Genomic DNA, 24,902 nt, shown 5'->3' on the forward strand with positions numbered 1-24,902 from the left:
ACACGACGGCGTGTGGACGGGGGGCTGACCCGGGCACCGGAACGACGGAAGCCCGCCCCGACGACGCGGGACGGGCCTCCTGGCAGGTGCTGCCGTGACTAGACGCTGCGGAACGCGACCACGGCGTTGTGTCCGCCGAAGCCGAACGAGTTGCTGACGGCGAGCAGGTCGCCTTCGGGCAGCGCACGCGGTTCGCGGGCGACGTCCATGACGATCTCCGGGTCCTGGTCGTGCAGGTTGATCGTCGGCGGCGCGACGCGGTTGTGCAGCGCGAGGACGGTGAAGACCGCCTCGATCGCACCGGCACCACCGAGCAGGTGGCCCGTGGACGCCTTGGTGGCCGACACCACGACGTTGTCCAGGTGGTCGCCGAAGACCCGACGCATCGCGTGGTACTCGGCGACGTCCCCGACGGGGGTCGAGGTGGCGTGCGCGTTGACGTGCACGACGTCCTCGATGCTCGCGTCGGCGTGCTCGAGGGCCTGCAGGACCGCACGGGCGGCGGCGCTGCCCTCGGGGTCCGGCGCGGTGATGTGGAAGGCGTCCGAGGTGATGCCGGAGCCGGCGACCTCGGCGTAGATGGTCGCGCCGCGGGCCTCGGCGTGCTCCTTCGACTCGAGGATGAGCGCCGCGGCGCCGTCACCGAGGACGAAGCCGTCACGCGTGACGTCGTAGGGACGCGACGCGGTCTCGGGGGAGTCGTTGCGGCGCGACAGGGCCTGCATGGCGGCGAACGCGGCCAGCGGGAGCGGGTGCAGCGCGGCCTCGGCGCCACCGGTGATGACGATGTCGGCGTCGCCGTCGGCGATGTGCCGGTAGGCCTCGGCCAGCGACTCGGTCGACGAGGCACACGCCGACAGGTAGGTGCGGGCGCCGCCACGGGCGCCGAACTCCATCTCGATGGCGGCGGCGGGACCGTTCGCCATGAGCATCGGGACCGTCATCGGCAGGACGCGACGCGGGCCCTTCTCGCGCAGGGTGTCCCAGGCGTCGAGCAGCGTGTTCACGCCACCGATGCCCGTTGCCCAGTCGACGATCAAGCGCTCGGGGACGACCGACTCGTCGTCGATGCCGGCGTCGGCCCATGCTTCGCGCGCTGCGACGAGCGACAGCTGCGACGAGGGGTCGAGGCGCTTCGACTCGGGGCGGGTGAGCTGGTCGGTGAGGAAGGTGCGCGCCTGGCCGGCGAACTCCACGGGGAGTTCGAGGTCGGCGTAGCGGGGGTCCTCGATGCGGGTGATGCCGGACTTGCCGGCGAGCAGCGCGTCCCAGGTGTCCGGGGCGGTCGCGGCGAGGGGTGAGATCGCACCGATCCCGGTGACGACGACGGTCTTCTTGGTCATGGGACGACGTGTTCTTTCGTTGGGGTGAACAAGATGAGCGCCGCGGCCCGCAGGGGTCCGCGGGCCGCGGCGCTCAGGAAGCTCGTGTCAGGCCTGGGCCTTGACGATGTAGTCGACCGCGTTGCCGACGGTCTTGAGGTTCTTGACCTCTTCGTCCGGGATCTTCACGTCGAACTTCTCCTCGGCGTTGACCACGATGGTCATCATCGAGATGGAGTCGATGTCGAGGTCGTCCGTGAAGGACTTGTCGGCGGCGACGGTGTCGGTGGCGATACCGGTCTCGTCGTTGATCAGCTCGGCCAGGCCGGCGAGGACTTCTTCGTTGGACAGGGCCATGAGTGTTCTCCTTGAAGGGGGGTGTCGTTTGACCGTTGACCAGCCTAGGGCACGCGGGGTCCGGGTGCGCGGAGGCTCGTCGGGATGGGGACCGGTCGCGCGGGTGCGCGACCGGGGTGGGATCAGGGGAGGACGACCACCTGGGCGCCGAACACGAGTCCAGCGCCGAAGCCGATCTGCAGGGCGAGACCGCCCGACAGGTCCGGGTGCTCCTCGAGCAGGCGGTGCGTGGCGAGCGGGATGCTCGCGGCGGAGGTGTTGCCGGTGGTGGTGATGTCGCGGGCGATCGTCACCGTCTCGGGCAGGCCGAGCTGCTTGGCGAACTCGTCGATGATGCGGATGTTCGCCTGGTGCGGCACGAAGGCTGCGAGGTCCTCGGGGCGGACCCCGGCGGTCTCGAGCGCCTGTCGGGCGACCTTGACCATCTCCCAGACGGCCCAGCGGAACACCGTCTGGCCGGCTTGGCGCATGGTCGGGCGGGGTGCACCGGCCTCCCACTCGTTGTAGGTCGCGGTCATGCCGATGGCGTCCCACTTCGAGCCGTCCGAGCCCCAGATGGTGGGGGCGATGCCCGGGAAGTCGCTCGGGCCGATCACGGCGGCGCCGGCACCGTCCCCGAGCAGGAACGAGATCGAGCGGTCGGTCGGGTCGACGACGTCGCTGAGCTTCTCGGCCCCGACGACCAGCACGTGGTCGGCGAGCCCGGACTTGATGAACGAGTCGGCCTGGGCGATGCCGTAGGCGTACCCGGCGCAGGCGGCGCTGATGTCGTACGCGGCGGCCGGGGTGGCACCGATGCGTTCGGCGAGCAGCGACGCCATCGACGGGGTGGCGACGGTGTGCGTGACGGTGCTCACGAGCACGACGCCGATCTGGGACGGCTCGATGCCGGCCTTCTCGATCGCCTCGCGTGCGGCGGTCTCGGCGAGGTCGACGGCTTCGACGTCCTCGCCGGCACGCTTGCGGGTGATGATGCCGGTGCGCTGGCGGATCCACTCGTCGGACGAGTCGATCGGGCCGACGAGGTCGTCGTTCGGCACGACGTTCTCGCCGCGGGCGGCGCCGAACGCCAGGATCCGGGTGAACTCGTGGCCGCGGCGCTGCTGGAGCAGCGGGCGCGCGGATCCGGTCGGGAGGCCCGTGGGGGCGTCCGTCGGGGTGGTCGGGTCGGTCATGCGGTTGCGTCTGCTTCCTGGCCCGCGCGCTGCAGCAGGTCGATCGCTGCAGGCAGGTCGTCGGGGGTCTTGATGGCGACGGTCGGCGTGCCGCGGAGGCCGCGCTTCGCCAGGCCGACGAGGGCACCGGCGGGTGCGAGCTCGATGATGCCGGTCACGCCGGCGGCGGAGAAGGACTCCATGACCGCGTCCCAGTGCACGGGGTTCGCGATCTGCTGGACCATCAGGTCGACGAAGCGTCGGCCGTCGTCCACCCGGGAGCCGTCGGCGTTGGTCCAGATCGGCAGGGTCGGGTCCTGCACGGCCGCGGCGGCCGCCACCGGTGCGACCCGCTCGACGGCGGGCGCCATGTAGCGGGTGTGGAACGCGCCGGCGACGGCGAGGGGGATGACCCGGGCCTTGGCGGGCGGAGCCGCGGCGAGGGCGGCGATGGCGTCCGCGGCGCCGGCGACGACGGTCTGGCCGCCACCGTTGTGGTTCGCGGGCACCAGGCCGTGCTCGGCGAGGGCGGCAGCGACCGCATCGGCGTCGCCACCGAGGACGGCGGCCATCGAGGTCGGTTCGAGCGCTGCGGCGTCGGCCATGGCCCGGCCGCGCTCGGCGACCAGGGCGACGGCGTCGGTCGGCTCGAGGATCCCGGCGACCGCGGCGGCGGTGAACTCGCCCACCGAGTGTCCGGCGACCCCGCCCACCAGGGCACGACGGCCCTCGGCGAGCAGTGCGTCGGCGGTCACCAGGCCGGCGGCCACGATGAGGGGCTGTGCGAGCGCGGTGTCCTTGATGGTGTCCGCGTCGGAGTTCGTGCCGTGCTCGGCGAGGTCGACGCCGATCGACTCCGACCATTGCCCGACGCGTTCACGAACGGTGGCGTCCTCGAGCCAGGGGGCGAGGAAGCCGGGGGTCTGGGAGCCCTGTCCGGGCGCGACGACGACGATCACCGGACAATCCTCGCGTTCTCGCCCCGCAGGGCACGTGTGGACTTCCCACACGAATCCCGGTGGGACATTGTCGGTTCTCTACGCCCCGGCGCGTCAGCGTCGGGGTGTGATGCGGCGACGGCCGGTCGCGGACTCCGACATCGCGCCGAGGATGAGCGCCGACTGCACGATCAGGGCGTCCCGGGCGTTCGTGGCGTCCCAGCCGATGATGTCGGCGACGCGGCGCAGGCGGTAGCGCACGGTGTTCGGGTGCACGAAGAGCTCCCTGGCGGTGGCCTCGAGCGAGCGGCCGGTGTCCAGGTAGCACCACAGCGTCTGCAGGAGCTCGGTCGACTGGTCCTTGAGCGGGACGTAGATGCGCTGGACCAGGGCCGAGCGGGCCAGCGGGTCACCGGCCAGGGCGCGCTCAGGGAGCAGGTCGTCGGCGAGGGCCGGACGGGGGACACCGCGCCAGGCACGCGCGACGGCGAACCCGGCCAAGGCGGCCTTCGCGCTGGTCGAGGCGTCGACGACCCCGGGGACCTCGTTGCCGAGGACCAGGTGGCCGTCGCCGAACAGCGGTTCGAGGGCCTGCGCGATGGTCGTGAAGGAGACGGGCTCCTCGCCCTCGGGCACGTCGTCACGCGGGGTGGCGCGACCGATGACCACGACGAGCCGCGATCCCTGGACCCCGACGAGCACGTCGGCGTCCATGTGCCGTGCGGTGCGACGGACCTGGTCGACCTCGAGCTGCTTCGGCGCGGTGCCGACGAGCACCGCGACCTCGCCGTGCCCGTGCCACCCGAGGGCGGCGATGCGGGACGGCAGTTCGTCGTCGTACTCGCCCGAGAGGATCGAGTCGACCACGAGGGCTTCGAGCCGGGCGTCCCACAGGCCCCGGGCCTCGGCCGCGCGGGCGTAGACGTCGGCGGCCGCGAACGCGATGTCACGGGAGTACTTGAGGATCGCCTCCTGCAGCATCTCGTCGTCGGCGGCGCGTTCCTCGACCACGGTGACGACGACGCGGATGAGCTGCAGGGTCTGCTGCAGGCTCACCGAGCGCAGGAGCTCCCGTGGGGCGGACCCGAAGACGTCGGCCGCGGCGATCCACGGCGTCGACGCAGTGCCCTCGAGCCAGCTGATGAACGACGTGATGCCGGCCTGGGCGACGAGGCCCACGGCGGAGCGGCGCCCCGGTGGCATCTCGCTGTACCAGGGGAGGGTGTCCTCGAGCCGCTTGATGGTCGCGGTGGAGAGTTCTCCGGACACCTGACGGAGCCAGGAGAGCGCACGCTCACGCGCGCTCTCCTGGCTCTCGTGGTCCGGGCGGACCGTCGTCACGGGGTGATCAGCTCTCGCCGCCCGCGCTGCCGGTGGTGCCGGCGGTCACGTCGTGCAGGCGGTACTTGTCGATCGCCTGCTGGACGAGCGCGCCGTCGACCTTGCCCTGGCGGGCGAGCTGCTGCAGCGTCCGCACGACGACCGAGGGGCCGTCGATGTGGAAGAAGCGGCGAGCGGCCGGACGGGTGTCCGAGAAACCGAAGCCGTCGGCACCGAGGGTGGCGTAGTCGGTCGGCACGAACGGACGGATCTGCTCCTGCACCAGGTGCATGAAGTCGCTCACGGCGACGACCGGTCCTTCGGTGCCGAGCAGACGCTCGGTGACGAACGGCGTGCGGGCCGGCTCGTTCGGGTTGAGGAACGCTTGCTGCTCGGCGGCCACACCGTCGCGGTACAGCTCACCCCAGCTCGTGACGCTCCACACGTCGGCCGACACGCCCCAGTCCTCGGCGAGGAGCTGCTGCGCCTCGAGGATCCACGGCACGGCGACACCGGACGCGAGCAGCTGGGCCTTCGGGCCGTCGTGCTCGCTCGGCTTGAGCAGGTACATGCCCTTGAGGATGCCCTCGACGTCGACGCCCTCGGGCTCGGCCGGCTGCACCAGCGGCTCGTTGTAGACCGTCAGGTAGTACATGACGTTCGGGTCGGCGTGCTTCGGCGAGCCGTCCTCGTTCGTGCCGTACATGCGGTCGAGGCCGGCCTTGACGATGTGGCCGATCTCGTAGCCGTACGCCGGGTCGTACGAGACGACGGCCGGGTTCGTCGTGGCGAGGAGCGGCGAGTGGCCGTCCGCGTGCTGCAGGCCTTCGCCCGTCAGCGTGGTGCGGCCGGCGGTCGCGCCGATCATGAAGCCACGGGTCATCTGGTCGCCGGCGGCCCAGATGGCGTCGCCGGTGCGCTGGAACCCGAACATCGAGTAGAAGACGTAGACCGGGATGAGCGGCTCGCCCTGCGTCGAGTACGAGGTACCGACCGCGGTGAACGCCGCCAGGGCGCCCGCCTCGTTGATGCCGACGTGGATGATCTGGCCCTGCGGGCTCTCCTTGTAGGCGAGGAGGAGTTCGCGGTCGACGGACGTGTAGTGCTGGCCGTTCGGGTTGTAGATCTTCGCCGACGGGAAGTAGGCGTCCATGCCGAACGTGCGTGCTTCGTCCGGGATGATCGGGACCACGCGGTCGCCGAAGTCGGGCGAGCGCAGCAGGTCCTTCAGCAGGCGGGCGAACGCCATGGTGGTGGCGACCTCCTGCTTGCCGGAGCCCTTCTTCACGACCTGGTACTTCGAGTCGTCCGGCAGCGTGAACTGCGTGTACTTCGTGCGACGTTCCGGCACGTAGCCACCGAGCGCGCGACGGCGCTCGTGCATGTACTGGATCGCCTCGTCGTCGTTGCCCGGGTGGTAGTACGGCGGCGTGTAGGGGTTCTCTTCCAGCTGCGCGTCGGAGATCGGGATGCGCATCTCGTCGCGGAACTGCTTGAGGTTGTCGAGCGTGAGCTTCTTCATCTGGTGGGTCGCGTTGCGCCCCTCGAAGCTCGGGCCGAGGCCGTAGCCCTTGACCGTCTTCGCCAGGATGACGGTCGGCTGGCCCTTGTGCTCGGTCGCGGCCTTGAACGCGGCGTAGACCTTGCGGTAGTCGTGGCCACCGCGCTTGAGGTTCCAGATCTGGTCGTCGGTGTAGTCCTGGACGAGCTCGAGCGCCTTCGGGTCGCGCCCGAAGAAGTTCTCGCGCACGTAGGCACCGTTCTCGGCCTTGTACGTCTGGTAGTCGCCGTCCGGCGTCTGGTTCATCAGGTTGAGGAGCGCGCCCTCGGTGTCGCGGGCGAGCAGGTCGTCCCACTCGCGGCCCCAGACGACCTTGATGACGTTCCAGCCCGCACCGCGGAAGAACGCCTCGAGCTCCTGGATGATCTTGCCGTTGCCACGGACCGGACCGTCGAGTCGCTGCAGGTTGCAGTTGATGACGAAGTTCAGGTTGTCGAGGCCGTCGTTCGCAGCGACCTGGAGCTGGCCGCGGGACTCGACCTCGTCCATCTCGCCGTCACCCAGGAACGCCCAGACCTGCTGGTCCATGGCGTCCTTGATGCCGCGGTTCGACAGGTACTTGGCCTGCTGCGCCTGGTAGATCGCGTTGATCGGGCCGATGCCCATCGACACGGTCGGGAACTGCCAGAAGTGCGGCATGAGGCGCGGGTGCGGGTACGAGGACAGGCCGCCGCCGGCGTGCGACTTCTCCTGCCGGAACCCGTCGAGCTGGTCCTCGGACAGGCGCCCTTCCATGTAGGCGCGGGCGTACATGCCGGGGGAGGCGTGGCCCTGGAAGAAGACCTGGTCGCCACCGGAGGGGTGGTCCTGCGCGCGGAAGAAGTGGTTGTAGCCGACCTCGTACATCGCGGCGCTCGACGCGTACGTCGAGATGTGCCCGCCGACCGCGATGCCCGGACGCTGCGCGCGGTGCACCGTGATGGCCGCGTTCCAGCGGATCCAGCGGCGGTACCGGCGCTCCAGCTCTTCGTCGCCGGGGAACTCCGGCTCGTTCTCCGGCGCGATGGTGTTCACGTAGTCCGTCGTCGGGACCATCGGCACACCGAGGTGCAGTTCCTTGGACCGCTTGAGCAGGCTCAGCATGATCTCGCGACCGCGCTGGTGTCCGTGGGTCTGGACCAGCCCGTCCAGGGACTCACGCCATTCGGCGGTCTCCTGCGGATCCTGGTCGTTCGCCCCGGTGCTGTACGGGTCCTGGTCGTTCACCGTCACCCTTGACCTCGTTCGTTCTCGTGGTGGTGGACATGGTGGCTCCGGTGGTCGGGTCGCGACCGGCTGGGGCCCCGTCCACTCTAGGCCCCAGGACCGACGCTGATGCTGATGGTGACGTGCAGGTGGACGGGTGCTTGCATTCGCGTGTCGTCGGCGTAGCATGGCCGATCGTGCACACGCGATCCGCGGCGCACGGACCCGACGGGCACACCCCACGCCCGAGGAAGAAGCACACGTAGCGATGGCACTGGAGATCGGCTCACTCGCGCCGGACTTCGAGCTCCCGAACCAGTTCGGTGAGCACGTCCGACTCAGCGACTTCCGCGGCAACCGCCCGGTCGCACTCGTCTTCTTCCCGCTGGCGTTCTCGTCCGGGTGCACGAACGAGCTCTGCACCCTGCAGGACAACATCACGATGTTCCAGGACCAGCGCATCGAGCTCCTCGGCATCTCGGTCGACTCGAAGGCGACGCTGCGGTCGTTCGCCGAGACGAACGGCTACGACTTCGAGCTGCTCGCCGACTTCTGGCCGCACGGCGCGGTCTCGAAGGAGTACGGCGTCTTCCTCGAGCACAAGGGCTTCGCCACCCGCGCGACCTTCGTCATCGACGTGCAGGGCCGCATCAAGGCCTCGATCATCACCGAGCCCGGCCTGCAGCGCGACGTGGCCGAGTACAAGGCGGCCCTCGACCGGCTCGCCGCCTGCTCGGCACCCGTCCCCGTCGGCTAGCGTTCCGAATCCCTGCTGACGGACGCATCCGCGTCGACGGTCGGACAGGAGGCCCGGTGCACGCCATCGACACCGACCCGCGTGGTCGCGGGGTCGCCTCCGACGGCTACGCCCCGTACCCGGTGCGCGTCACGCCCGGCGCCTGGGGCCTGACCCGCACGGTCGTCGACACCCCGACCGGGCCAGTGGTGGTGCACCACCGCGTCGGCCCGGATCCGCTCCTGCTGCTGCACGGCATCGCCGGCTCCTGGTCGACGTGGACCCCGCTGCTGCGCGCCGCGGACGGCATCGGTGCCCGCGGACTGGTGCTCGTCGACCTGCCCGGCTGGGGGTCCTCGCCGGCCCCCGACGGTCCGCCCGGGCTCGACGCCGTCACGGCTGCCGTGACCGCGGTCCTCGGAGCACTGGACCTCGGTGCGGTCGACGTCGTCGGGCACTCCATGGGCGCGTTCGTCGGGTTGCACCTGGCCGTGGTGGCGCCCGAGCGGGTCCGGTCGCTCGCGCTGGTGTCCGGCACGACGGTCGCGACGGCCGGTGCGGCTCGGCACCCCGTCCGGGCGCTCGGCACCCTGCCGGCGTTCACCCTGCTGCGAGCCGGCCTGACGGTGACCGGTGGCGCCGCTCGTCCGCTGCTCCGGGGGATCGCCCGGATCGGCCTGCTGCCACTCGTCGCGGCGCCGGTGTTCACGCACGTGCGACGCCTGGACCCGAGCGTCCTGGCAGCCTTCGTGGACGAGCTCCGGCCGGAGCAGTTCACCGAGGCGGCACGGTCGGCGGCGGCGTACGACGTCGACCGGTGGCGCGCGATCACCTGCCCGGTGACGGCGATCGCGGGCCGCGACGACGTGTTCGCTCGCGTCTCGGACCTGGCCGCACTGCGGGCGCTCGTGCCGCAGACCCGCACGGTGCTGCTGGAGGCGTGCGGGCACTTCGCCCACGTCGAGCGTCCCGACGCGGTCGCGCACGAGCTCGGGTTCGTCTGAGCTCCTGCACGCCGGCCTGCCGCACGGTCGGCAGCCGTCAGGCGGGCACGGGGAACGTCGCCGCGACGCGGGAGCGCACCTCGGCCTGCACCGCCTGCCGCATCACGGGCGAGAACAGCGAGTGGTCGCCGGCCTCGACCCGCACGACCGACAGGGCGCCACGGCGGCCGGTGCCGGTGTAGCGACGCACGGCCTTCTGCCCGCCGAGACGGTCGAACAGTGCGGCGTCGTCCGGGGCCACGATCACGACCACGTCGGTGCCGTGCTCGACGAGGGGGCGCACGTGCTCGACGACGCCGCCGACCCGGTCGCGTCGGGCGATGCGGTCGCGGAGGGCCTTCGGCACCAGGGCGTTGTAGCGGTGCCGGATCCAGAGTCGCGTCGGTGAGGGGGCGTCGATCGCGCGGACGGCGTCCTCGTAGCTCCCGGGGGCCGCGGGATGCCGCCGGTAGTCGTTCGGGCTGATCTCGACCACGAGGCGTGGGGCCTCCTCGGCCGAGCGGCCCGCGAGCCAGGCACCGGCGCACATGCCGACGAGCACCAGACGGTCCGAGGGTTCGCCGAGGGCGGTGACGACGGCGGACTGGTCCTCGACCCACTCCTGGGCGAACAGGAAGCTGCGCTCGTCCTCGTGCACGGCGCTGCTCTCGCCCGTGCCGCGGCGGTCGACGCGGACCACCCGAGCGCCGTCGCGTGCCAGGGCCCGAGCGAGTCCGACCTGGTAGTCGGTGGCGCCGACGCGGTGCTCCGCGGCGCCGTTGTGCAGGACGACGAGCGGGGCGTCGTGGTGCTGCGCGGACGACACGGTCTCGACGGCGAACAGCCGCTCGGGGCCCAGGCGGACGATCCGTTCCGAGACGCGGCCGTCCACGTCGAGGACCTCGTCGAGCTCGGGCGGGGCGACGGGTGCCGCAGCGGTGGGTGCCCAGGCACCGAGCCAGGCGACGGCGGTGTCGATGGCGGTGCCGGGGATCCGGGCGTGGATGCTCGTGCCGTCGAGCAGCTCCGGGCTGCCGGTGACCTCGGTCACCTCGACGCCACCGAGGGGCTTCGGCGCACGGGTACCCGGACGGACGAGGGCGACGGTCGGTCCGGTGCGCGGAGCGAACGCCAGGGCGGACAGTGCGGCGGCCTCGTCGGTGTCGACCTCGATGCCGATGAGGCTCTCGACACCGTCGACGACCCGATCGGCCCCGATGGTGATCGTCGCCAGGGCACGCTGTCGGCGGAGCCAGCCCCTGCCGGACGCCGGGGCGTCCCAGACGAGCAGGCCGTCGGTCGTCTGGGCGGCAGCGGCGGCGACGAGTGCGGCGGACGCCAGCCCGACGAACGCGACGTCCCGGATGCCCGTCGACCGGAGCAGCGCAGCGGCGTGGCGCGCGGACCGGACCTGCGCGTCGGACGTGGTGTCGGGTGCGCCGTCACCACGTCCGGACGGGTCGTAGCGCACCGAGGCGATGCCACGGGCCTCCAGACGGTCGGCCAGCAGGCGGAGCGTGCGGTACGCGATGACGCCCTCCTGCCCGAGCGGCGGGCAGATGACGACACCGGCGCGCGCGGCGGCGGGGAGCTGGACCGCGGCGCGGATCGCCGGCGATCCGGACCAGCCGTGCAGCGTGGTCACAGTGCCAGGGCGGCGCTGGCGGACGCCGGCCAGGCGTCGAGGTCCGTGCCGTGGGCGGCGAACAGGGCGATGGTGATGCGTTCCAGGCCGAACGCGATGCAGGCGCTGTGCGCCACCTGCCCGTCCTCGGTGCGCAGGCCGAACGAGGTACCGAAGTGGTCCTCGTGCAGGTTCGCGGAGCTGATCGCGGTGGCGTCGTGGTCGGCGCCGTAGACCTTCGTCACGAACTCGAACTTCAGGGCCTGCTCGACCTGGTTGCGGGCGAGCATCTGCCCGACGCGGCCGAAGAAGGGGTCGTTGGCGGGGACGACGTCGATCTCGAGCCCGAACGACTCGAGCAGGGCGCGCATCACCGGGATGCTGCCGTCGCGGTGGGCCGCTGCGGACGCGGGGGTGCCGACGTGCACGAACTCGTGCATGTGGAAGGCCTGCAGGCGCATCGGGTCGAGCGAGGGCTCCCGGCGGAAGGAGTCGCCCAGGACGTCGAGGAACCGGCCCTGCTGCGGCACGGTGTCGCCGATGAGGCCGTAGACGGGGTGGCAGACAGCGGGGGTGAGCATGAGGTCGGCCGGCTCGAGGAAGCCCTCCCAGCGCTCCCCGCGCTCGCGGGCGGCGAGCAGCGCGCGGTGGGTGCGGTCGTCGCCGGTGAACCCGGAGATCGACGCGGCGAGGTCCGGGAACGACGCGATGTAGTCGGTGCGCTCGAACGACGCGAGCGGCTCGACCGGCGGGAAACGCAGGACCTCGGCGCCGAGGTGCTGCTGGCTGCGGACCGCTGCGGCGTCGACCGCGGCGGAGACGCGCTCGAACACCCCGGTGCGGCCGTAGAGGCCGGGCGTGCCGAGGTCGAGGAGCACGCCGTCGGTGAGCAGGCGGGCGCGGAGGGCGGCGCGGGCGGCGTCGAGCGCCGTGGCGGTGTCCGTGCCGGCGGTGTCCGCGGTGTCCGCGGTGTCCGCGGTGTCCGCGGTGGAGGCGTCGGTGGTGTGCGTGGTGGTGTCCGTGGTGGTCACAGGATCACTCCCGTCATGATGGCCAGGTCGGCGTCGTTCCCCAGGAGACGGTCGTTGCTCACCATGACGGCGGCACCGTGGGCGTCTCGGAGGTGGCGGGCGATGCTCATCGGACCCGATGCGGCGTAGCCGGCGATCCCGACGATGCGCAGCGCCTTCGTGACGATGTCTGTGACGCGCTCGGACGCACCGATCTTCAGGGCGTTCGCGGCGAGGGCGTACGCGCTCGAGGCCAGCACGTCCGGGTCGTCGGCGGCGGCGTCGAACCGTTCGGCGGCGTGGCGCACCGAGTCGGCCAGCGCCTGCAGGTCGACCAGGAGCTCGGCGAGCCGGAGGGCACCGGGCGGGGTCGTGCCGACGGCTGCCCGGGCCTGCTTGCGGACGGCGCTGCGGGCACGTTCGGCGGACGACACGGCGATGCCGAGCCAGACCGAGGCCCACAGCACGTGCGACACCGGCAGGACGGTCTGGGCGGAGATCGCGGCGTAGTCGTCGCGGAACACCCGGTCGGTCGTCGTCTCGGTGTCGAGGATCCACCCGTTGCTGCAGGTGCCGCGGAGCCCCAAGGTGTCCCAGGTCGACGTCTGCGACAGGACCATCGTGTCGGTGCGGCAGATGAGCAGTCGCTGGTCCGACGCCGGGGCGTCCGGGTCGCGTCGCGCGGTGACGAACACCGCGTCGGCCTCGGTGGCGTAGGAGATCACCGGCGCGTCCTTGCGCAGGCGGATCCGGCCGTCGTCGGTCGGCTCGATGGAGCAGGTGGAACGCCGGGCGTCGCCGCCGACGCCGCGCTCGCTCGTTGCCGACGCGACGAGTGCCCCGCCCCGGACGGCCTCGATGGTCTCGAGCACGCCGGCACCGTCGCCGCCGTGCCGCCAGAGCGCCATGACCTGGCCCTGGTGCATCGCGAACACCATGCCGGTCGCGGCACAGGCCCGGCCGAGCTCGGTCGCGATCGCCGAGAGCTCGGCCACGGAGGCGCCCTCGCCACCGTGCTCGGTCGGCACCGCTGCCGCGAGCAGGCCGTACTCCCGCATCGCGGCGATGGCCTCACGCGGGGGCCGGGCGTCGCGGTCGACCTCGTCGGCGAACTGCGCGGCGACCTCGGCCACCGCGCTCGCACGCTCGTCGAACCGGTCGACGACCGACGGTGCCGGCAGGACCAGGGTCACGAGGCGAGCTCCGCGGCGAGCTCCGCGGCGGCGGTGATCGACTCGACGCTGGCGAAGGTGGACCGGTTGAGCACGGAGTCGGGGAACTCGACGTCGAGCTCGGACTCCACCGCGAGCATCACGTTGACGGTCGCGTGCGAGGTCAGGCCGAGGACGTAGAGGTCGGCGATCGGCGCGACGTCCCACGCGTCGACCGTCAGCCGGCCGTGCTCGGCGAGGGCGCGGCGGACAGCCTGGTCGGTGGCCGGTCCGGCGATCGTCGCGGTGGCGCTGGAGGGGTTCGGGTCCTGTTCCATGACGGCAACCATAAGGAGGAACAGCCCTCGGGAAACCGCCGTGCGGATGCGGGAAACCGCACCCCTGTCACGCGCCCCGGGTCACCACTCGGAAAGGGCCACCGCCGTCGCCACCGCAAGCCCCCGTTCGTGCGCCAGCGAGATCGCGATCGGGCCGCACCCGATCGACTCCGCCAGCGCTGCCGCCGCCCCGGAGAGCGTGACCGTGGGGGCGCCGGCGGCGTCGAGCACGACGGCGACGTCACGCAGCGGGATCGCCTGGTCCGGGGCCGGCCGGAGCAGCTTCACCACGGCCTCCTTGCCGGCGAACCGAGCCGCCAGGCGCTCCGGGTCGTCACCGGTGTCGGCGCGCTCCCGGACGGTGAACACGCGGTCCAGGTACCGCTCGCCGTGGGCCGCGACGGCGTCGACGACGTCCTCGACCGCGGCGAGGTCGGTCCCGGTCCGGATGGTCTGCACGAGGAGCAGGGTACGCAGGAGTCCTCCACCGTGCATGCCCCGACGGGCATGGCGGACGGCAGGGGTTCGTATGATCGTCGCCAGGGACCACCGAGGGGGAACGATGGCATCACCGTGGACGGGCATCATCGAGGACGCGCGGCACTACCCGTCGCCGCACAACTCGCAACCGATCGTCGTGCGCGTCGAGGACGACCACACCGCGACCGTGTTCTACGACCTGCGACGGGGGCTGCCGGCGGAATCGTTCGGCATCCCGTTCGGGCACGTCTGCGCCGGGGTGTTCCTGGCCGGGCTCGACGTGGTGGCACGGGCGCACGGGTTCACCGTGCAGGAACAGCTCGACCACGCCGAGATGGACTTCGGTCGGCTCGGCGCTGGTGCCGAGGACCACCTGCACCGGCTGGGCACCGTGACGTTGCGTCCGCACGTGGTCACCGCCGACGACCGGGAGGCCCTGGCCGGCTTCCTCGCCCGGCGCACCTCACGCAGGCCCTACGACTCGACCCTGGTGGACGCCACCGCGATCGAGGCCGCAGCCGCCATCGCCTCGGCGGCCGGGCAACGCTTCCGCACCACCGACGACCGTGCCACCGTCGACGAGATCGTCCGCGTCAACCAGGAGACCCTGTTCGACGACCTGCAGCACGACGCCGTGCACGACGAGATCCTGCACTGGCTGCGGTTCTCGAAGCGACAGGCAGCGGCCACCGGCGACGGACTGTCCGCCGAGACGATGCTCATGCCCGGCCCGGTGCTCCGGTTCGCCATGGAGCACCGCGGACTCTGGCAGGCACCGGGCATCGGCGGGGTCTTCCGCAGGGTGTACCTGTCCACCATGCGGGGCGTCCGACAGCTCGCCTGGCTCGAAGGACCGTTCAGCACCCCGGCCGAGTACGTCGAGGCCGGCCGGGTCTTCATGCGCATCTGGCTCGAGTTCTCCGCACGCGGCATCGCGATGCACCCCTTCGGCACCGTGATCACCAACCCGCGGTCACACGCCGCGTTCGTGGAACGCGCGGGCGTCGACGAGTCCGACGGGCGGATGGCCTGGATGCTGTTCCGCTTCGGACACAGCGACCCACCACCCCTGGCACACCGCCGCCCCGCAGCAGCGATGACCGTCGGGGGGACCCGGTGAAGCGCGCAGCGGTGTTCACGGTGGTGTGGGTGGTCGAGACCTTCGTCGCACTGTTCATGCCCCGCGTCGGCACCCACAAGCTCCTGCTCACGCCCGGCATCGAGCCGCTCCGCTGGACCCTCGGACGCTGGCGCGCCTGGCGGACCGCCGAACGGGCCGCCAAGCGGGTCCCCGCCTACCGCGCGTTCCTGGCGGAGTCCGGACGCGCCTCCAGGCTCGACACCCGCGGCGGGATCGCCGCGGCGATCTCCGGACTGCCCGAGATGGACAAGGACTCCTACGTCAAGCGCTGGAGCATCCCCGAACGCTGCATCGACGGACGCCTGCCCCGACGCGGCGTCGTCGTCGACGAGTCCAGCGGATCGAGCGGCACCCCGACCAGCTGGGTGCGCGGCCCCGACGAACGCCAGGCCACCCGACAGCTGCTGCAGCTCGGGTTCTCCCGCACCGCGAAGGACCTGTCCAAACAGCCGTTCGTGCTCAACGCCTTCTCGCTCGGGGCCTGGGCCACCGGGATGAACGTCACCGCCTCGCTCACCGAGTCCTCCATGATCAAGTCGATCGGCCCGGACCGCGACAAGATCGTGCAGACGATGCGCGAGTTCGGCACCGACTTCACCTACATCATCTGCAGCTACCCACCGTTCCTGAAGGCCCTGTTCGAGGACGACCGGCTCGACTGGAGCCAGTACACGATCGTCGCCGCGTTCGGGGGCGAGGGCATCAGCGAGAACATGCGCGCCCACATCGAGCAGTACGCGCAGGCCGTCCTCGGCTCCTACGGGGCGAGCGACCTCGAGATCAACCTCGGCATCGAGACACCGTTCAGCGTGCAGCTCCGCCGGGCGATCGCCGCCTCACCGGAACTCTCCGCCGCCCTGACCAAGCAGGGCGAGTACGGGGTGCTCCCGATGGTGTTCCAGTTCAACCCGTTCGGCTACCTGATCGAGACGAACGACCTCGGCGAACTCGTGGTGACGATCGCCCGCTCCGAGAACATCAGCCCCCGCATCCGGTACAACATCCACGACCGCGGACACGTGGTGCGGATGAAGGAACTCCGCTCCGTGCTGCGGGCGACGGGGCACGCGGCGCTCGCCGCCGAGGCCGAGCTCGACCTGCCGCTGCTGTTCCACTACGGCCGGTCCGACCTGTCCGTCGACTACAACGGGGCCGTCGTCGCGCCCGACGTGGTGCGGGACGTCGTGTACGGCGACCCGGAGCTGCTCGAAGCCGTCGAGAACCACCGGCTGATCAGCTACGAGGACGACCACGGGGACCGGCAGCTGCACATCGCGTTCCAGCTCGCCTCGGGCGCCGGTGGGTTCGACGCCGATGCCGCTCGCGGCGCCGTGATCGCCGAGCTCCGCCGGTTGAACAAGGACTTCTCGAACGCGATCCGCACGGCCCCGCCCGGCACACTGCCGACGGTCGCGTTCTACCCGTACCGGACGGGGCCGTTCCGTGAGGACGGCAAGAAGCTCAAGAACGAGTACGTGTGGCAGCTGCCGGCCGGCTCGGTCGAGCAGTGGGACCTCGACCTGTCGTGGGTCGCTGCGAAGGAGGCCTGAAGCGAGCCGGTTCCGGCGCTAGTCGTACTGCGGCGGCCAGTCGAAGGGAGCTGGCAGGCGGGGGACCTCGCCCACGGTCGTGACGATGAGGACGACCTGCCGCAGGTCCGTCAGCTCGATCGATCGCGGGTTGCCGATCCGTCGGTGCCCGTCGACCCACACGGTCAGTTCGCCGCGCAGGCCACCGACGTGCTCCGGGCCGAGCGAGACACCCCACTCGTCGAAGAACTGCCCGAGCGTGAACGTCTGCTTCGTCGGGGACTCGACGTGCACGATGCCCGAGGTGTCGTGCGTGTGGATCTCGGCGGCGAACTCGCGGTCGTCGGAGTGACCGATGTTCGCCGGGACGGTCACCGGTTCGTCGCCGTCCAGGATCGTCAGGTGCGAGTGCACGTGCTCGGCCAGCCGTTCGCCCCAGACGTTGTGCAGCCCGGCGGACTCCGCGCGGGCCGTCAGGTCCGTCGGGCGTGGCCACGGCGGAGCGTCACGGGTGGTCACCGCTCCGGGCGCCGCGCACCCGGACAGCAGCAGGAGTGCGGCCACCGCGACCGCGACGCTCCGCAGGTTCACCAGCGGTCGTGGACGCTCGCGCGGAACCACGTGTCGTACAGGTCGCGGACGGTGGCGTCGAGCCCCTCGATCGGCGGCAGGTCGCCGGCAGCGGCGTTCGAACGCGCCTGCTCCGGGTTGCGTGCGCCCGGGATCGCCGCCGTGACGCCGTCCTGCGCGATGATCCATGCGAGCGCTGCCTGCGGGACGGAGACGGCGTCCGGCAGGGACGCCGCGAAGGTCTGGGCGGCGCGCACGCCGTCATCGTAGTCGACGCCGCTGAATGTCTCGCCCTGGTCGAAGGCCTCGCCGTGGCGGTTGTAGTTGCGGTGGTCGCCCTCGGCGAACGACGTGTCGGTCGTGTACTTGCCGGAGAGCAGCCCCGAGGCCAACGGGACGCGCGCGAGGATCCCGACCCCTGCCTCCAGAGCGGCCGGCAACACGCGGTCGAGCGGCTTGAGCCGGAACGCGTTGAGGATGATCTGGACGCTCGCGACGCCGGGCCGGGCGATCGCGGTGAGCGCCTGGTCGGCGGTCTCGACGCTGACGCCGTAGGCGGCGACCGAGCCGTCGGCGACCAGGGCGTCGAGGGCATCGTAGACGGCGTCGTCCTCGTAGACCGGGGTCGGCGGGCAGTGCAGCTGCACGAGGTCGAGCGTGTCCTGACCGAGGTTCCGGCGGGAGCGGTCGACCCACTCGCGGAAGTTCGCGGCGACGTAGTTCTCGGGGACCTGGTCGGCGCGACGGCCCATCTTCGTGGTGATCGTCAGCGGCACGTCGGGGTTCGCGGCACGCCACGCGCCGATGAGCTGCTCGCTCCGGCCGTCACCGTAGACGTCGGCGGTGTCGAACAGGGTGACGCCCGACTCGACGGAGGCGTCCATGACGGCGTTCGCGTCGGCTTCGGAGACCGGACCCCAGTCACCGCCGAACTGCCAGGTGCCGAGGCCGATGGGGGAGACGGAGCGGCCGGTGCGGCCGAGGGTGCGACTCTGCATGGGTCCGAGCGTAGTCAGGCGCGCACGAGCGGGGTTCAGCCGAGCGGGGTTCAGCCGATCGTGGAGACGCCGCGACGCAGGAGCGCTCGCGCTGCCCGGGCACGGGGGATGACCCAGACGGCCGCCCACAGGGCCATCGCGCTCCAGAGCACGATGAGCATCGTCGTGATGAGCGTGCCGTGCTGGTCGCGCATCGACCACGTCATCGCGATCCACAGCACGCCGAGGACGACCTTGCCCCAGCCGGCGCCTTCGCGGTCGGCCTGGGCCTGCACGAGCGGGATCCACTGGTCTGCCGGCACCCCGGCGGGCACCTGGCCGTCGGCGATCCACTCGCGGACGACGATCGACCGTTCGTAGCCGCCCTCGGCGCGCCAGGCTCGGCGCTGCAGGACGACGGCGATCGCGGCTCCGGCCGTCGCGGTCGGGATGCCGACCGAGACCAGGACGGTGGTCGTCGCCTCGGTCCACGACGACAGGACCAGCATGACCAGCACGACGGCGAAGGCGGCACCCGTCACACCTGCACCGAGCAGGCGGAGCCGCCCGGCTTCGTCGAGCACACCGACTCCGACACCGTTCACGCAGGAGAGCGTACCTGCGGACATCGGGGGCCGGGTGCGTTCGTCAGCCCAGTGCCAGCAACCAGCACATGCCGGCGGCGGAGAAGGCCATCGCCCAGCTCACCAGGCTGCCGATCAGGAAGTACTCGGCCTGGTACCCGGTCGTCTCGCGGCGGATCTCGGGGAACCGGACGATCCCCTTCGCGGCGATCAGGGCGGCGACGACGGGGAAGGCGCCGGCCAACGAGAACCCGGCCAGCAGCAGCCGCTCGATTGGGCCGATCATGCGTCCGCCCTTGAGGGTGACCGTGCTGTCCGCGGCTGCGGCTGCGGCTGCGTCGGCCGCGGGTGCCTTGGCGGTGCGGCGCCAGCCGAAGCGCTTGCGGCGGGTCTGCTCGGCCGCTGCCGCCGCGTCGGGCCGTGCGTCGGACGACAGCCCCGGTGGCAGCGCCTGGGCGACGACCACGTTGGCCGAGTCGACCAGGAACAGCGCCGAGCCGACGCCGGCGACGATCGCTGCGAGCGGGACGGCTCCGACGAACGTCGGGCCGGCGTCGCGGTGCCAGTCGGCCACGAAGCCGGGCGCGTCCGGGCCCGGCGCCCAGAGCAGCAGCACGGCGACGGCGACCGCGAGCAGGACGGCCGGCCAGGACCCCGAGCGGCGGAGCCAGGGGAGTGGTCGATCCCGACCGCCGGGGGTTCCGCCGGAGCGCACCGGGATCGTGGTCGCGACCCACAGGGCTGCGAGGACGACCGTGACGAGCGCCGACCAGACGGCGAGGCCGAGGCCGAGCACCGTCGTCGTCGTCACGGCGGCCCAGAGCAGGACGATCACGGTGGTGGTCAGCACGCGCCGTGGTGCCGCGTCCGTCCCGGTCCGTGCTCGGACGACGTCGGCCAGCCCGACGAGGGCGAGGAGGACACCGGCGAGCATCAGCGGCCCCCGTCCCCGAGGACGCGGAGGCCCTCGACCACGGCTGCCACGCCCGACTTCTGCACGGTCTGGGACACCGCCGACGGGCTGATCCCCTCGTCCGCGGCGATCTGCGCCTGCGTCCGGCCCTGCACGAGCCCGAGTGCGATCCGGCGGGCGCGGGGTGCGAGCCGCGAGACGACGTGGTCGCGACCGAGGAAGTAGGCGTTCACGAGGCGCTCCGTCGTTCCGTGGCGGTCGTCCGCGTCGTGGTACCAGGACCGGAGGAACGCGGTCCGGCCGTCCTCGCGGCGGTGGGTCTCGTTGATGGCGTCCCGCGCCGACCACCAGCCGGGGCCGTCCTGCAGGGGGCCGCCGCCGCCGGTACCGATCGTCCGGACCTGTCCGCGGCCGATGCCGAGCCGGATCTGCACCGTCTGGGGGAGCGCGAGGGTCGCTGCCGTGGTCGCCAGCAGCGCGTCGGTGAGCGTGCCGTAGATGACCTGGAACTCGTCGCCGACGGTGGCGCGCATGGGATCGAGGGCGGTGACGTCAGCGGTACTGTCGAACGCGCGCTCGACGTCGTGCTGGGCTGCGGAGCGGTCCGCGAGCGTGCGGGAGTCGACCAGGTCGACGATCACGGCGAACACGGGCTCGGGCTGCATGGGTTAAGCGTAGAGCTTCATATCGTTGAAAGTAAGGTTTGGGCTAAACCATTCGGGTCGGTCGCTCGTGCACCGGGGCGGGCTGACGGCTGAAATGTCACCTTCTGGACGTGTGCCGTCGAACCTGACAGCATGGGCGGACGCTGTCGGAGGGGGACGAGCAGATGGATGATGCACGACCGGGGACGGGTGTCGCAGGCGCCGGATCGACGGGGACCGCGGTGCGGCGGCAGTACGGCCCACCACCCGTGCCGCTGATCGCCTGGAGCGGTGGCCGTGCGGTGTTCGCCTTCGGGGTGCCGTTCGCTGCCGGGCTGTTGCTGGCCGGGGTGGTGCTGTTGCTCGGCGTACCGGGTGGTCGGGTCGCCCTGGTGAACGGTGCGTTCGCGGCCCTCGACGGGACCGGGGTGCCTGCGCCCCTCTTCGCCGTGGGCGCGGTCATCGCGGCGCTCGGGATCGGTTTCGGGGTGACCGCAGCCACCGTGGTCGTGCTCGCGGCCGCAGACGATGCGGTGGCGGGGCCGCGCGACGCCTGGCGGTGGTCGGTCCACCACTGGCGGCTCGTCGTCGAGGCCGCTCTCGTCGCGTTGGTGGCGGTGGCGGTGGTGACGGCCACCGCTGTGTGGTGGCGGGGAGGTGGATGGGGCACCGTCGTGATCGTCGTGCTGCTGGCGGTCGGTGCCGTCATCGTGGCGCCGCTGCTGCTCGGCTGGGCGCTGGTCGTGGCCGGTGTGCCCCGTCGATCGGCCTACCGTCGCGCCGGGGGATCTGGTCGGGTCATCGTCCGTGGTGGACACGAGGCGACGGCGACGCCACGTCGTGCGCTCGTCGGGGGAGCGACACTGGTGACGGTGCTCGGGGTCGGCGTCCTGCTGCTGCTGCGCCTGTTGCCGCCGTCGGCGCTCCGGAGCAGCGTCGTCGTGGCCTGGTGCTGCATCGCCGCGACCGGTCTGGTCCTGGTCGTCGTCGCGATCGCGGTGCGCGGGGCCGCAACACGGAACGACGGCGGTCGGCTTCGGTCACCGCTGACGACGGACCCGGTGGCCGGGGGACGACGGGCGCGGCCTGGACTCGTCGGAGCGGGCGTGGTGCTCGTCCCGGCGGTGGTGTTCGCGGTGATCGTCTCGAGCAATCCGCTCGGCGTCGTGCAGTACGACGCCGCGTCGGTCGACGCACGCTCCATCTCCGGCGGAGACATCGCCGACGTCGCAGGGCAGACCGCTGTCGTGAGCGCGCCGTACACGCCGCCCAGCCGTCTGCGGATGTGTGGGGACGCGTCGTGCGACACCCCCGTCGAGATGCCCGGCCTGACGCTCGGTTCCGCGGTCGGCAGTGCGGGTGACGGCGGGTTGCTCACCGCCCAGTGGAAGGTGCGGTTCGACGGCGAGGTCGCGCAGCAGTACGAGCTCGAAGTCGTGCACTCACGCGCGGACCAACTCGATGTGGCACCGAAGTCGGACGGTGCCGCCTGGCCCGCGGGGAGACGGGCGGAGAAGCGTGACTCCGCCGACGAGGCGCCGGCCGTGGACCGCCCGGAAGGTCGCCGCACCACGGTCGCCGCCGTCGACATCGTGGACACCGATCAGGGGCGCGTCAGCTACTGGATGACCGACGTGGCAGTCGCGAGTTCCGGCGACCGGCCGGTCGTGGTCGGGATCGCCCGCGGCGGTGAACCGGAAGGACGCTCGCACCTGGTCGCCGTGTTCTGCGAGGACGTGTCCTGCGTCGAACACACGGTTCGGCAGGTGGCGCTGCCGTGGATCCCGCCGCTGGACCACCAGGGCGTGGACGTCGCCGTCGCGCCGGACGGCACCGCCGTGGTCTCGCTGGTGTCCGAGACCGACGCTGGTTCACCGACCTTCTCCGCCCTGCGGCTGGTGTCGTTCCGCCCGGACGGCGGCCAGCCCGTCGTCCGCGACCTGTCGCACGCGATCCCGCCGGGCAAGCCGGTCCGGGCGTGGGACGAGGCGTACGACGCACGGGTGGCGATCGGCGGCGACGGGAACCCGGTCGTGCTCGCGCGGTCGAACGGGATCGCGACCCAACGGCTGACGTTCTGCGCGGATGCGTCGTGCTCGTCTTCGTCACACACGGACATCACGCCGAACGGGCCGACGAACCTGCTCCCGGCGTTCGTCATCGATCGATCGGGGCGGCCACTCGTCGCGGTCCGTGACGAGGAACGCGGCACCCTGGGACTCCTGTCGTGCCGTGATGCGCGGTGCACCGGTTCCGAGCAGACGACGATCGCCCGGTTCCCGCCGCTGCAGGACGCACGGTCGAGCACCGGCACCCTGGCGATCGGCCTGACCGCCGACGACACCCCGATCGTGCTGTCCGGTGGTGCGACGGACGACCGGGACGACGACGTGCCTGGCCTCGTGATCCGGTGCGATCGACCCCGGTGCGGGACGTCGTGACGTGCCTGCTCGGTTCGACGACGATCGAGCGCTGACACTCTAGGATCGTGGTGAGGGCCTTTAGCTCAGCTGGTAGAGCGCCACGTTTACACCGTGGATGTCGTCGGTTCGATCCCGGCAGGGCCCACTCACGAGGCCGGACCAGAACGTGCTGGGGCTGCGCCACACCGCATGCAGTCCGGCTCGGGACCACGGTGCTGCAGGGTCCGTTACAGAGACCGAAGGCCACGACCGAGCGGTCGGAACTCGTATGCTCCGACCATGGGGATGAACAAGGACCAGCAGCTCGCCGCGATCGTCGGGGGTCTGGTTGCAGTGTTCGCCGGCGTCGGTGTGATCGTCGCCTTGGCAACGGGGCTCGTCGGCTCGTAGACGATCGCCGCCGCATCCACCGCGTCGCCGACCGGATCGCCGCGGTCCCGTTCTCTGCCTCGGTAGAACGTCCGGTTCCGGACCGCGCTTCCGCAGCGAGCGGTTGTCGTTCCGGCGTCCTGGCCCTCGCACTGGGGACCTTCGCCCACCCACCCTCCTGCTCCACGAGTCCGAAACATCCTCACGCAATTGATCCGAGGAGTGGACCCGTATGTCGATGACGACACTGCAGCAGACCGCGTCCGCCCCGACCGGGGTGCTCGAGTCCCCGGTCCGGCGACGGAACCCAGTGAAGGAGCAGCACGCATTCGCTCCGCCGGCGGCACCGATGCGAGTGGCTCCCGGCGCCGTGGGCGATCGCGCGTTCGCGATGATCGTCGGGCGGAATGCTGCTCTGCTCCGAACGATCGCCGTGCGGATCCTGCGCGGGTCCAGCGAAGCCGACGACGTCGTGCAGGAGACCTTCATCGCCGCGTGGACCCATCTCGAAGCGCTGCGCGATGCTGACGCGATCACGGCGTGGCTCGTGACCACGGTCCGACGCCGGAGCTTCGATCGGCTCCGGAGTGCTGCGACGCGGTACCGGACGCAACTCGATGAGACGGCTCCTGAATCTGTCGACAATGCCCCGGGAGCCGTCGCGGAGCGAGCATTGCTGGTCGCAGCCGCGCAGCGGGTCATCGACGGTATGGCGCCGATGCAGCGACGGTGTTGGGAGTTGCGCCATCTCGAGCGTCGGTCCTACGCCGAGATCGCCGAGGCGCTGGGTCTGCCGCACTCGACCGTGCGTGGTCACATCGCGCGTGCGCGAGCTGTGGTCGATCGGTCTCTCGTCAGCTGGCGGTGAGGCGGCGAGGTCGATCGATCAGGGTCTCCGGCCTGGCGCAAGGGTGTCACCAGCTCTCGTGCGGCGGAGACGTGCGCTCTCGGGAGTCGTCGGCGGCCAGGATCGTTGCCGTCGCCGCGGGCCACAGCGCATCCAGCCGCGGCCCCCACGGGGCCGCCATCACCCCGCTCGTGCGAAGCGTGCTGACCTCCGACAGGGAGACCCAACGCCAGTCCATCACCTCGGCAGGATCCGCTCGCACCGCTGACCCACTCGGCTCCTGCACGACGAAGAGGTCCACGAGCGCCGTCTCCTCCGTGAAGCGGCCGACGCGGCGCAGCGCCTCGGGCTCGACGGTGACGTTGGTCTCCTCGAGCAGCTCTCGGCACGCAGCTGCACGACCAGTCTCGCCTGCGAACGCGCTCCCACCGGGGAACTCCCACCCGAAGGCGAACTCCTTCGTCGGCGCCCGCTGCGTGAGCAGGACGGTTCCGTCGGCCCGGTGGACGCACACCGTGACCACCAGATGGAACGACCCACCCGGCCAACCCGCGTCACCGCGCCGGAACGTCCCACCCGTCGGCACCCCGGCCGCGTCCACAAGATCCCACCACTCATCCACACCGCCAGCGTAGGACGAACCGGCACGCCGAACATCGAGACGCGGTGTCGGCAGCGGATCGGCTACCGGCCGCCGCCAGCAGATCGGCGAGCGAGACGTGTTGTCGGGGTGCTGGCCAGGTTCC

At 71.6% G+C, this 24,902-nt stretch carries 23 protein-coding genes and 1 tRNA gene; 7 read left to right on the forward strand and 17 right to left on the reverse strand.

Translation table 11 applies throughout. From position 1 onward, the window contains the following. Nucleotides 1-98: 98 nt before the first annotated feature. The 6 genes from ACL00U_RS07320 to aceE all read right to left on the reverse strand — a co-directional run bounded on the left by ACL00U_RS07320 (nt 99) and on the right by aceE (nt 7,864). Complete coding sequence (locus ACL00U_RS07320) at nt 99-1,343, reverse strand: beta-ketoacyl-[acyl-carrier-protein] synthase family protein (RefSeq protein WP_017886709.1); 1,245 nt, start codon at nt 1,341-1,343, stop codon at nt 99-101. A gap of 87 nt (nt 1,344-1,430) precedes the next feature. Further along, on the reverse strand, nt 1,431-1,679 hold the full coding sequence (locus ACL00U_RS07325; RefSeq protein ID WP_017886710.1) for an acyl carrier protein: 249 nt from the start codon (nt 1,677-1,679) through the stop codon (nt 1,431-1,433). A gap of 122 nt (nt 1,680-1,801) precedes the next feature. Continuing rightward, on the reverse strand, nt 1,802-2,854 hold the full coding sequence (locus ACL00U_RS07330; protein WP_017886711.1) for a beta-ketoacyl-ACP synthase III: 1,053 nt from the start codon (nt 2,852-2,854) through the stop codon (nt 1,802-1,804). Beyond that, complete coding sequence (locus ACL00U_RS07335) at nt 2,851-3,792, reverse strand: ACP S-malonyltransferase (protein ID WP_159556448.1); 942 nt, start codon at nt 3,790-3,792, stop codon at nt 2,851-2,853. Before ACL00U_RS07335 ends, ACL00U_RS07330 begins: the two co-directional genes overlap by 4 nt. Before the next feature lie 93 nt (nt 3,793-3,885). Beyond that, complete coding sequence (locus ACL00U_RS07340) at nt 3,886-5,112, reverse strand: PucR family transcriptional regulator (RefSeq protein WP_017886713.1); 1,227 nt, start codon at nt 5,110-5,112, stop codon at nt 3,886-3,888. A 7-nt stretch (nt 5,113-5,119) separates the two neighbouring features. Further along, nucleotides 5,120-7,864: a pyruvate dehydrogenase (acetyl-transferring), homodimeric type gene (aceE, locus tag ACL00U_RS07345; RefSeq protein WP_017886714.1), complete on the reverse strand. Its 2,745-nt coding sequence runs from the start codon at nt 7,862-7,864 to the stop codon at nt 5,120-5,122. 241 nt (nt 7,865-8,105) lie between these two features. Here aceE and ACL00U_RS07350 point away from each other — a divergent pair, with 241 nt between their 5' ends. Together ACL00U_RS07350 and ACL00U_RS07355 are read left to right on the forward strand one after the other, a co-directional pair. Next, entirely contained in the window at nt 8,106-8,594 is a 489-nt protein-coding gene (locus ACL00U_RS07350; protein ID WP_017886715.1) for a peroxiredoxin, read from the forward strand. A 56-nt stretch (nt 8,595-8,650) separates the two neighbouring features. Further along, nucleotides 8,651-9,577, forward strand: a complete 927-nt coding sequence (locus ACL00U_RS07355; protein WP_412874002.1) for an alpha/beta fold hydrolase — start codon at nt 8,651-8,653, stop codon at nt 9,575-9,577. A 37-nt stretch (nt 9,578-9,614) separates the two neighbouring features. On the opposite strand, the gene ACL00U_RS07360 is transcribed toward ACL00U_RS07355, so the two are convergent. From ACL00U_RS07360 to ACL00U_RS07380, 5 genes are all read right to left on the reverse strand, one after another. Beyond that, nucleotides 9,615-11,201, reverse strand: a complete 1,587-nt coding sequence (locus ACL00U_RS07360; protein ID WP_194590586.1) for an alpha/beta hydrolase — start codon at nt 11,199-11,201, stop codon at nt 9,615-9,617. Further along, complete coding sequence (locus tag ACL00U_RS07365; protein WP_412874003.1) at nt 11,198-12,211, reverse strand: amino acid--[acyl-carrier-protein] ligase; 1,014 nt, start codon at nt 12,209-12,211, stop codon at nt 11,198-11,200. The genes ACL00U_RS07360 and ACL00U_RS07365 overlap by 4 nt, the downstream gene beginning before the upstream one ends. Then, nucleotides 12,208-13,383: an acyl-CoA dehydrogenase family protein gene (locus ACL00U_RS07370; RefSeq protein ID WP_284761130.1), complete on the reverse strand. Its 1,176-nt coding sequence runs from the start codon at nt 13,381-13,383 to the stop codon at nt 12,208-12,210. Before ACL00U_RS07370 ends, ACL00U_RS07365 begins: the two co-directional genes overlap by 4 nt. After that, entirely contained in the window at nt 13,380-13,679 is a 300-nt protein-coding gene (locus ACL00U_RS07375) for an acyl carrier protein (RefSeq protein ID WP_071251437.1), read from the reverse strand. The genes ACL00U_RS07370 and ACL00U_RS07375 overlap by 4 nt, the downstream gene beginning before the upstream one ends. 81 nt (nt 13,680-13,760) lie before the next feature. Then, on the reverse strand, nt 13,761-14,138 hold the full coding sequence (locus ACL00U_RS07380) for a holo-ACP synthase (RefSeq protein ID WP_175470742.1): 378 nt from the start codon (nt 14,136-14,138) through the stop codon (nt 13,761-13,763). A 103-nt stretch (nt 14,139-14,241) separates the two neighbouring features. Here ACL00U_RS07380 and ACL00U_RS07385 point away from each other — a divergent pair, with 103 nt between their 5' ends. Continuing rightward, a complete protein-coding gene (locus ACL00U_RS07385; RefSeq protein ID WP_071251441.1) occupies nt 14,242-15,279 on the forward strand; it encodes a hypothetical protein in 1,038 nt (345 codons plus the stop codon). Beyond that, entirely contained in the window at nt 15,276-16,850 is a 1,575-nt protein-coding gene (locus ACL00U_RS07390) for a phenylacetate--CoA ligase family protein (RefSeq protein ID WP_236559504.1), read from the forward strand. Before ACL00U_RS07385 ends, ACL00U_RS07390 begins: the two co-directional genes overlap by 4 nt. An 18-nt stretch (nt 16,851-16,868) precedes the next feature. Here ACL00U_RS07390 and ACL00U_RS07395 read toward each other — a convergent pair whose 3' ends face one another. Genes ACL00U_RS07395 through ACL00U_RS07415 form a run of 5 tightly spaced genes read right to left on the reverse strand, consistent with a single transcriptional unit; the run spans nt 16,869 to nt 20,538 of the window. After that, nucleotides 16,869-17,420 (reverse strand): hypothetical protein, encoded by a 552-nt coding sequence (locus tag ACL00U_RS07395; RefSeq protein ID WP_052481782.1) that lies wholly within the window; start codon nt 17,418-17,420, stop codon nt 16,869-16,871. After that, nucleotides 17,417-18,397, reverse strand: a complete 981-nt coding sequence (locus ACL00U_RS07400) for an aldo/keto reductase (RefSeq protein WP_042538995.1) — start codon at nt 18,395-18,397, stop codon at nt 17,417-17,419. Before ACL00U_RS07400 ends, ACL00U_RS07395 begins: the two co-directional genes overlap by 4 nt. A 50-nt stretch (nt 18,398-18,447) precedes the next feature. After that, nucleotides 18,448-18,981 (reverse strand): hypothetical protein, encoded by a 534-nt coding sequence (locus tag ACL00U_RS07405; protein WP_140447963.1) that lies wholly within the window; start codon nt 18,979-18,981, stop codon nt 18,448-18,450. A 43-nt stretch (nt 18,982-19,024) separates the two neighbouring features. Further along, nucleotides 19,025-19,894 (reverse strand): hypothetical protein, encoded by an 870-nt coding sequence (locus ACL00U_RS07410; RefSeq protein WP_412874004.1) that lies wholly within the window; start codon nt 19,892-19,894, stop codon nt 19,025-19,027. Beyond that, a complete protein-coding gene (locus tag ACL00U_RS07415) occupies nt 19,894-20,538 on the reverse strand; it encodes a SatD family protein (RefSeq protein WP_412874005.1) in 645 nt (214 codons plus the stop codon). Before ACL00U_RS07415 ends, ACL00U_RS07410 begins: the two co-directional genes overlap by 1 nt. A 164-nt stretch (nt 20,539-20,702) precedes the next feature. Between ACL00U_RS07415 and ACL00U_RS07420 the strand changes: the two genes are divergently transcribed. The 3 genes from ACL00U_RS07420 (at nt 20,703) to ACL00U_RS07430 (ending at nt 24,177) form a co-directional block, all read left to right on the forward strand. Beyond that, entirely contained in the window at nt 20,703-22,958 is a 2,256-nt protein-coding gene (locus ACL00U_RS07420; RefSeq protein ID WP_412874006.1) for a hypothetical protein, read from the forward strand. A gap of 54 nt (nt 22,959-23,012) precedes the next feature. Next, nucleotides 23,013-23,085, forward strand: a tRNA-Val gene (locus ACL00U_RS07425). Between the two features lie 534 nt (nt 23,086-23,619). Continuing rightward, on the forward strand, nt 23,620-24,177 hold the full coding sequence (locus ACL00U_RS07430) for an RNA polymerase sigma factor (protein WP_167578278.1): 558 nt from the start codon (nt 23,620-23,622) through the stop codon (nt 24,175-24,177). A 46-nt stretch (nt 24,178-24,223) separates the two neighbouring features. Here the strand turns inward: ACL00U_RS07430 and ACL00U_RS07435 are convergent, their stop codons facing one another. Next, on the reverse strand, nt 24,224-24,778 hold the full coding sequence (locus tag ACL00U_RS07435) for an NUDIX domain-containing protein (protein ID WP_412874007.1): 555 nt from the start codon (nt 24,776-24,778) through the stop codon (nt 24,224-24,226). Between the last annotated feature and the right edge of the window lie 124 nt (nt 24,779-24,902).

The sequence above is a fragment of the Curtobacterium poinsettiae genome, from assembly GCF_047226435.1.
Lineage (GTDB): Bacteria > Actinomycetota > Actinomycetes > Actinomycetales > Microbacteriaceae > Curtobacterium > Curtobacterium poinsettiae.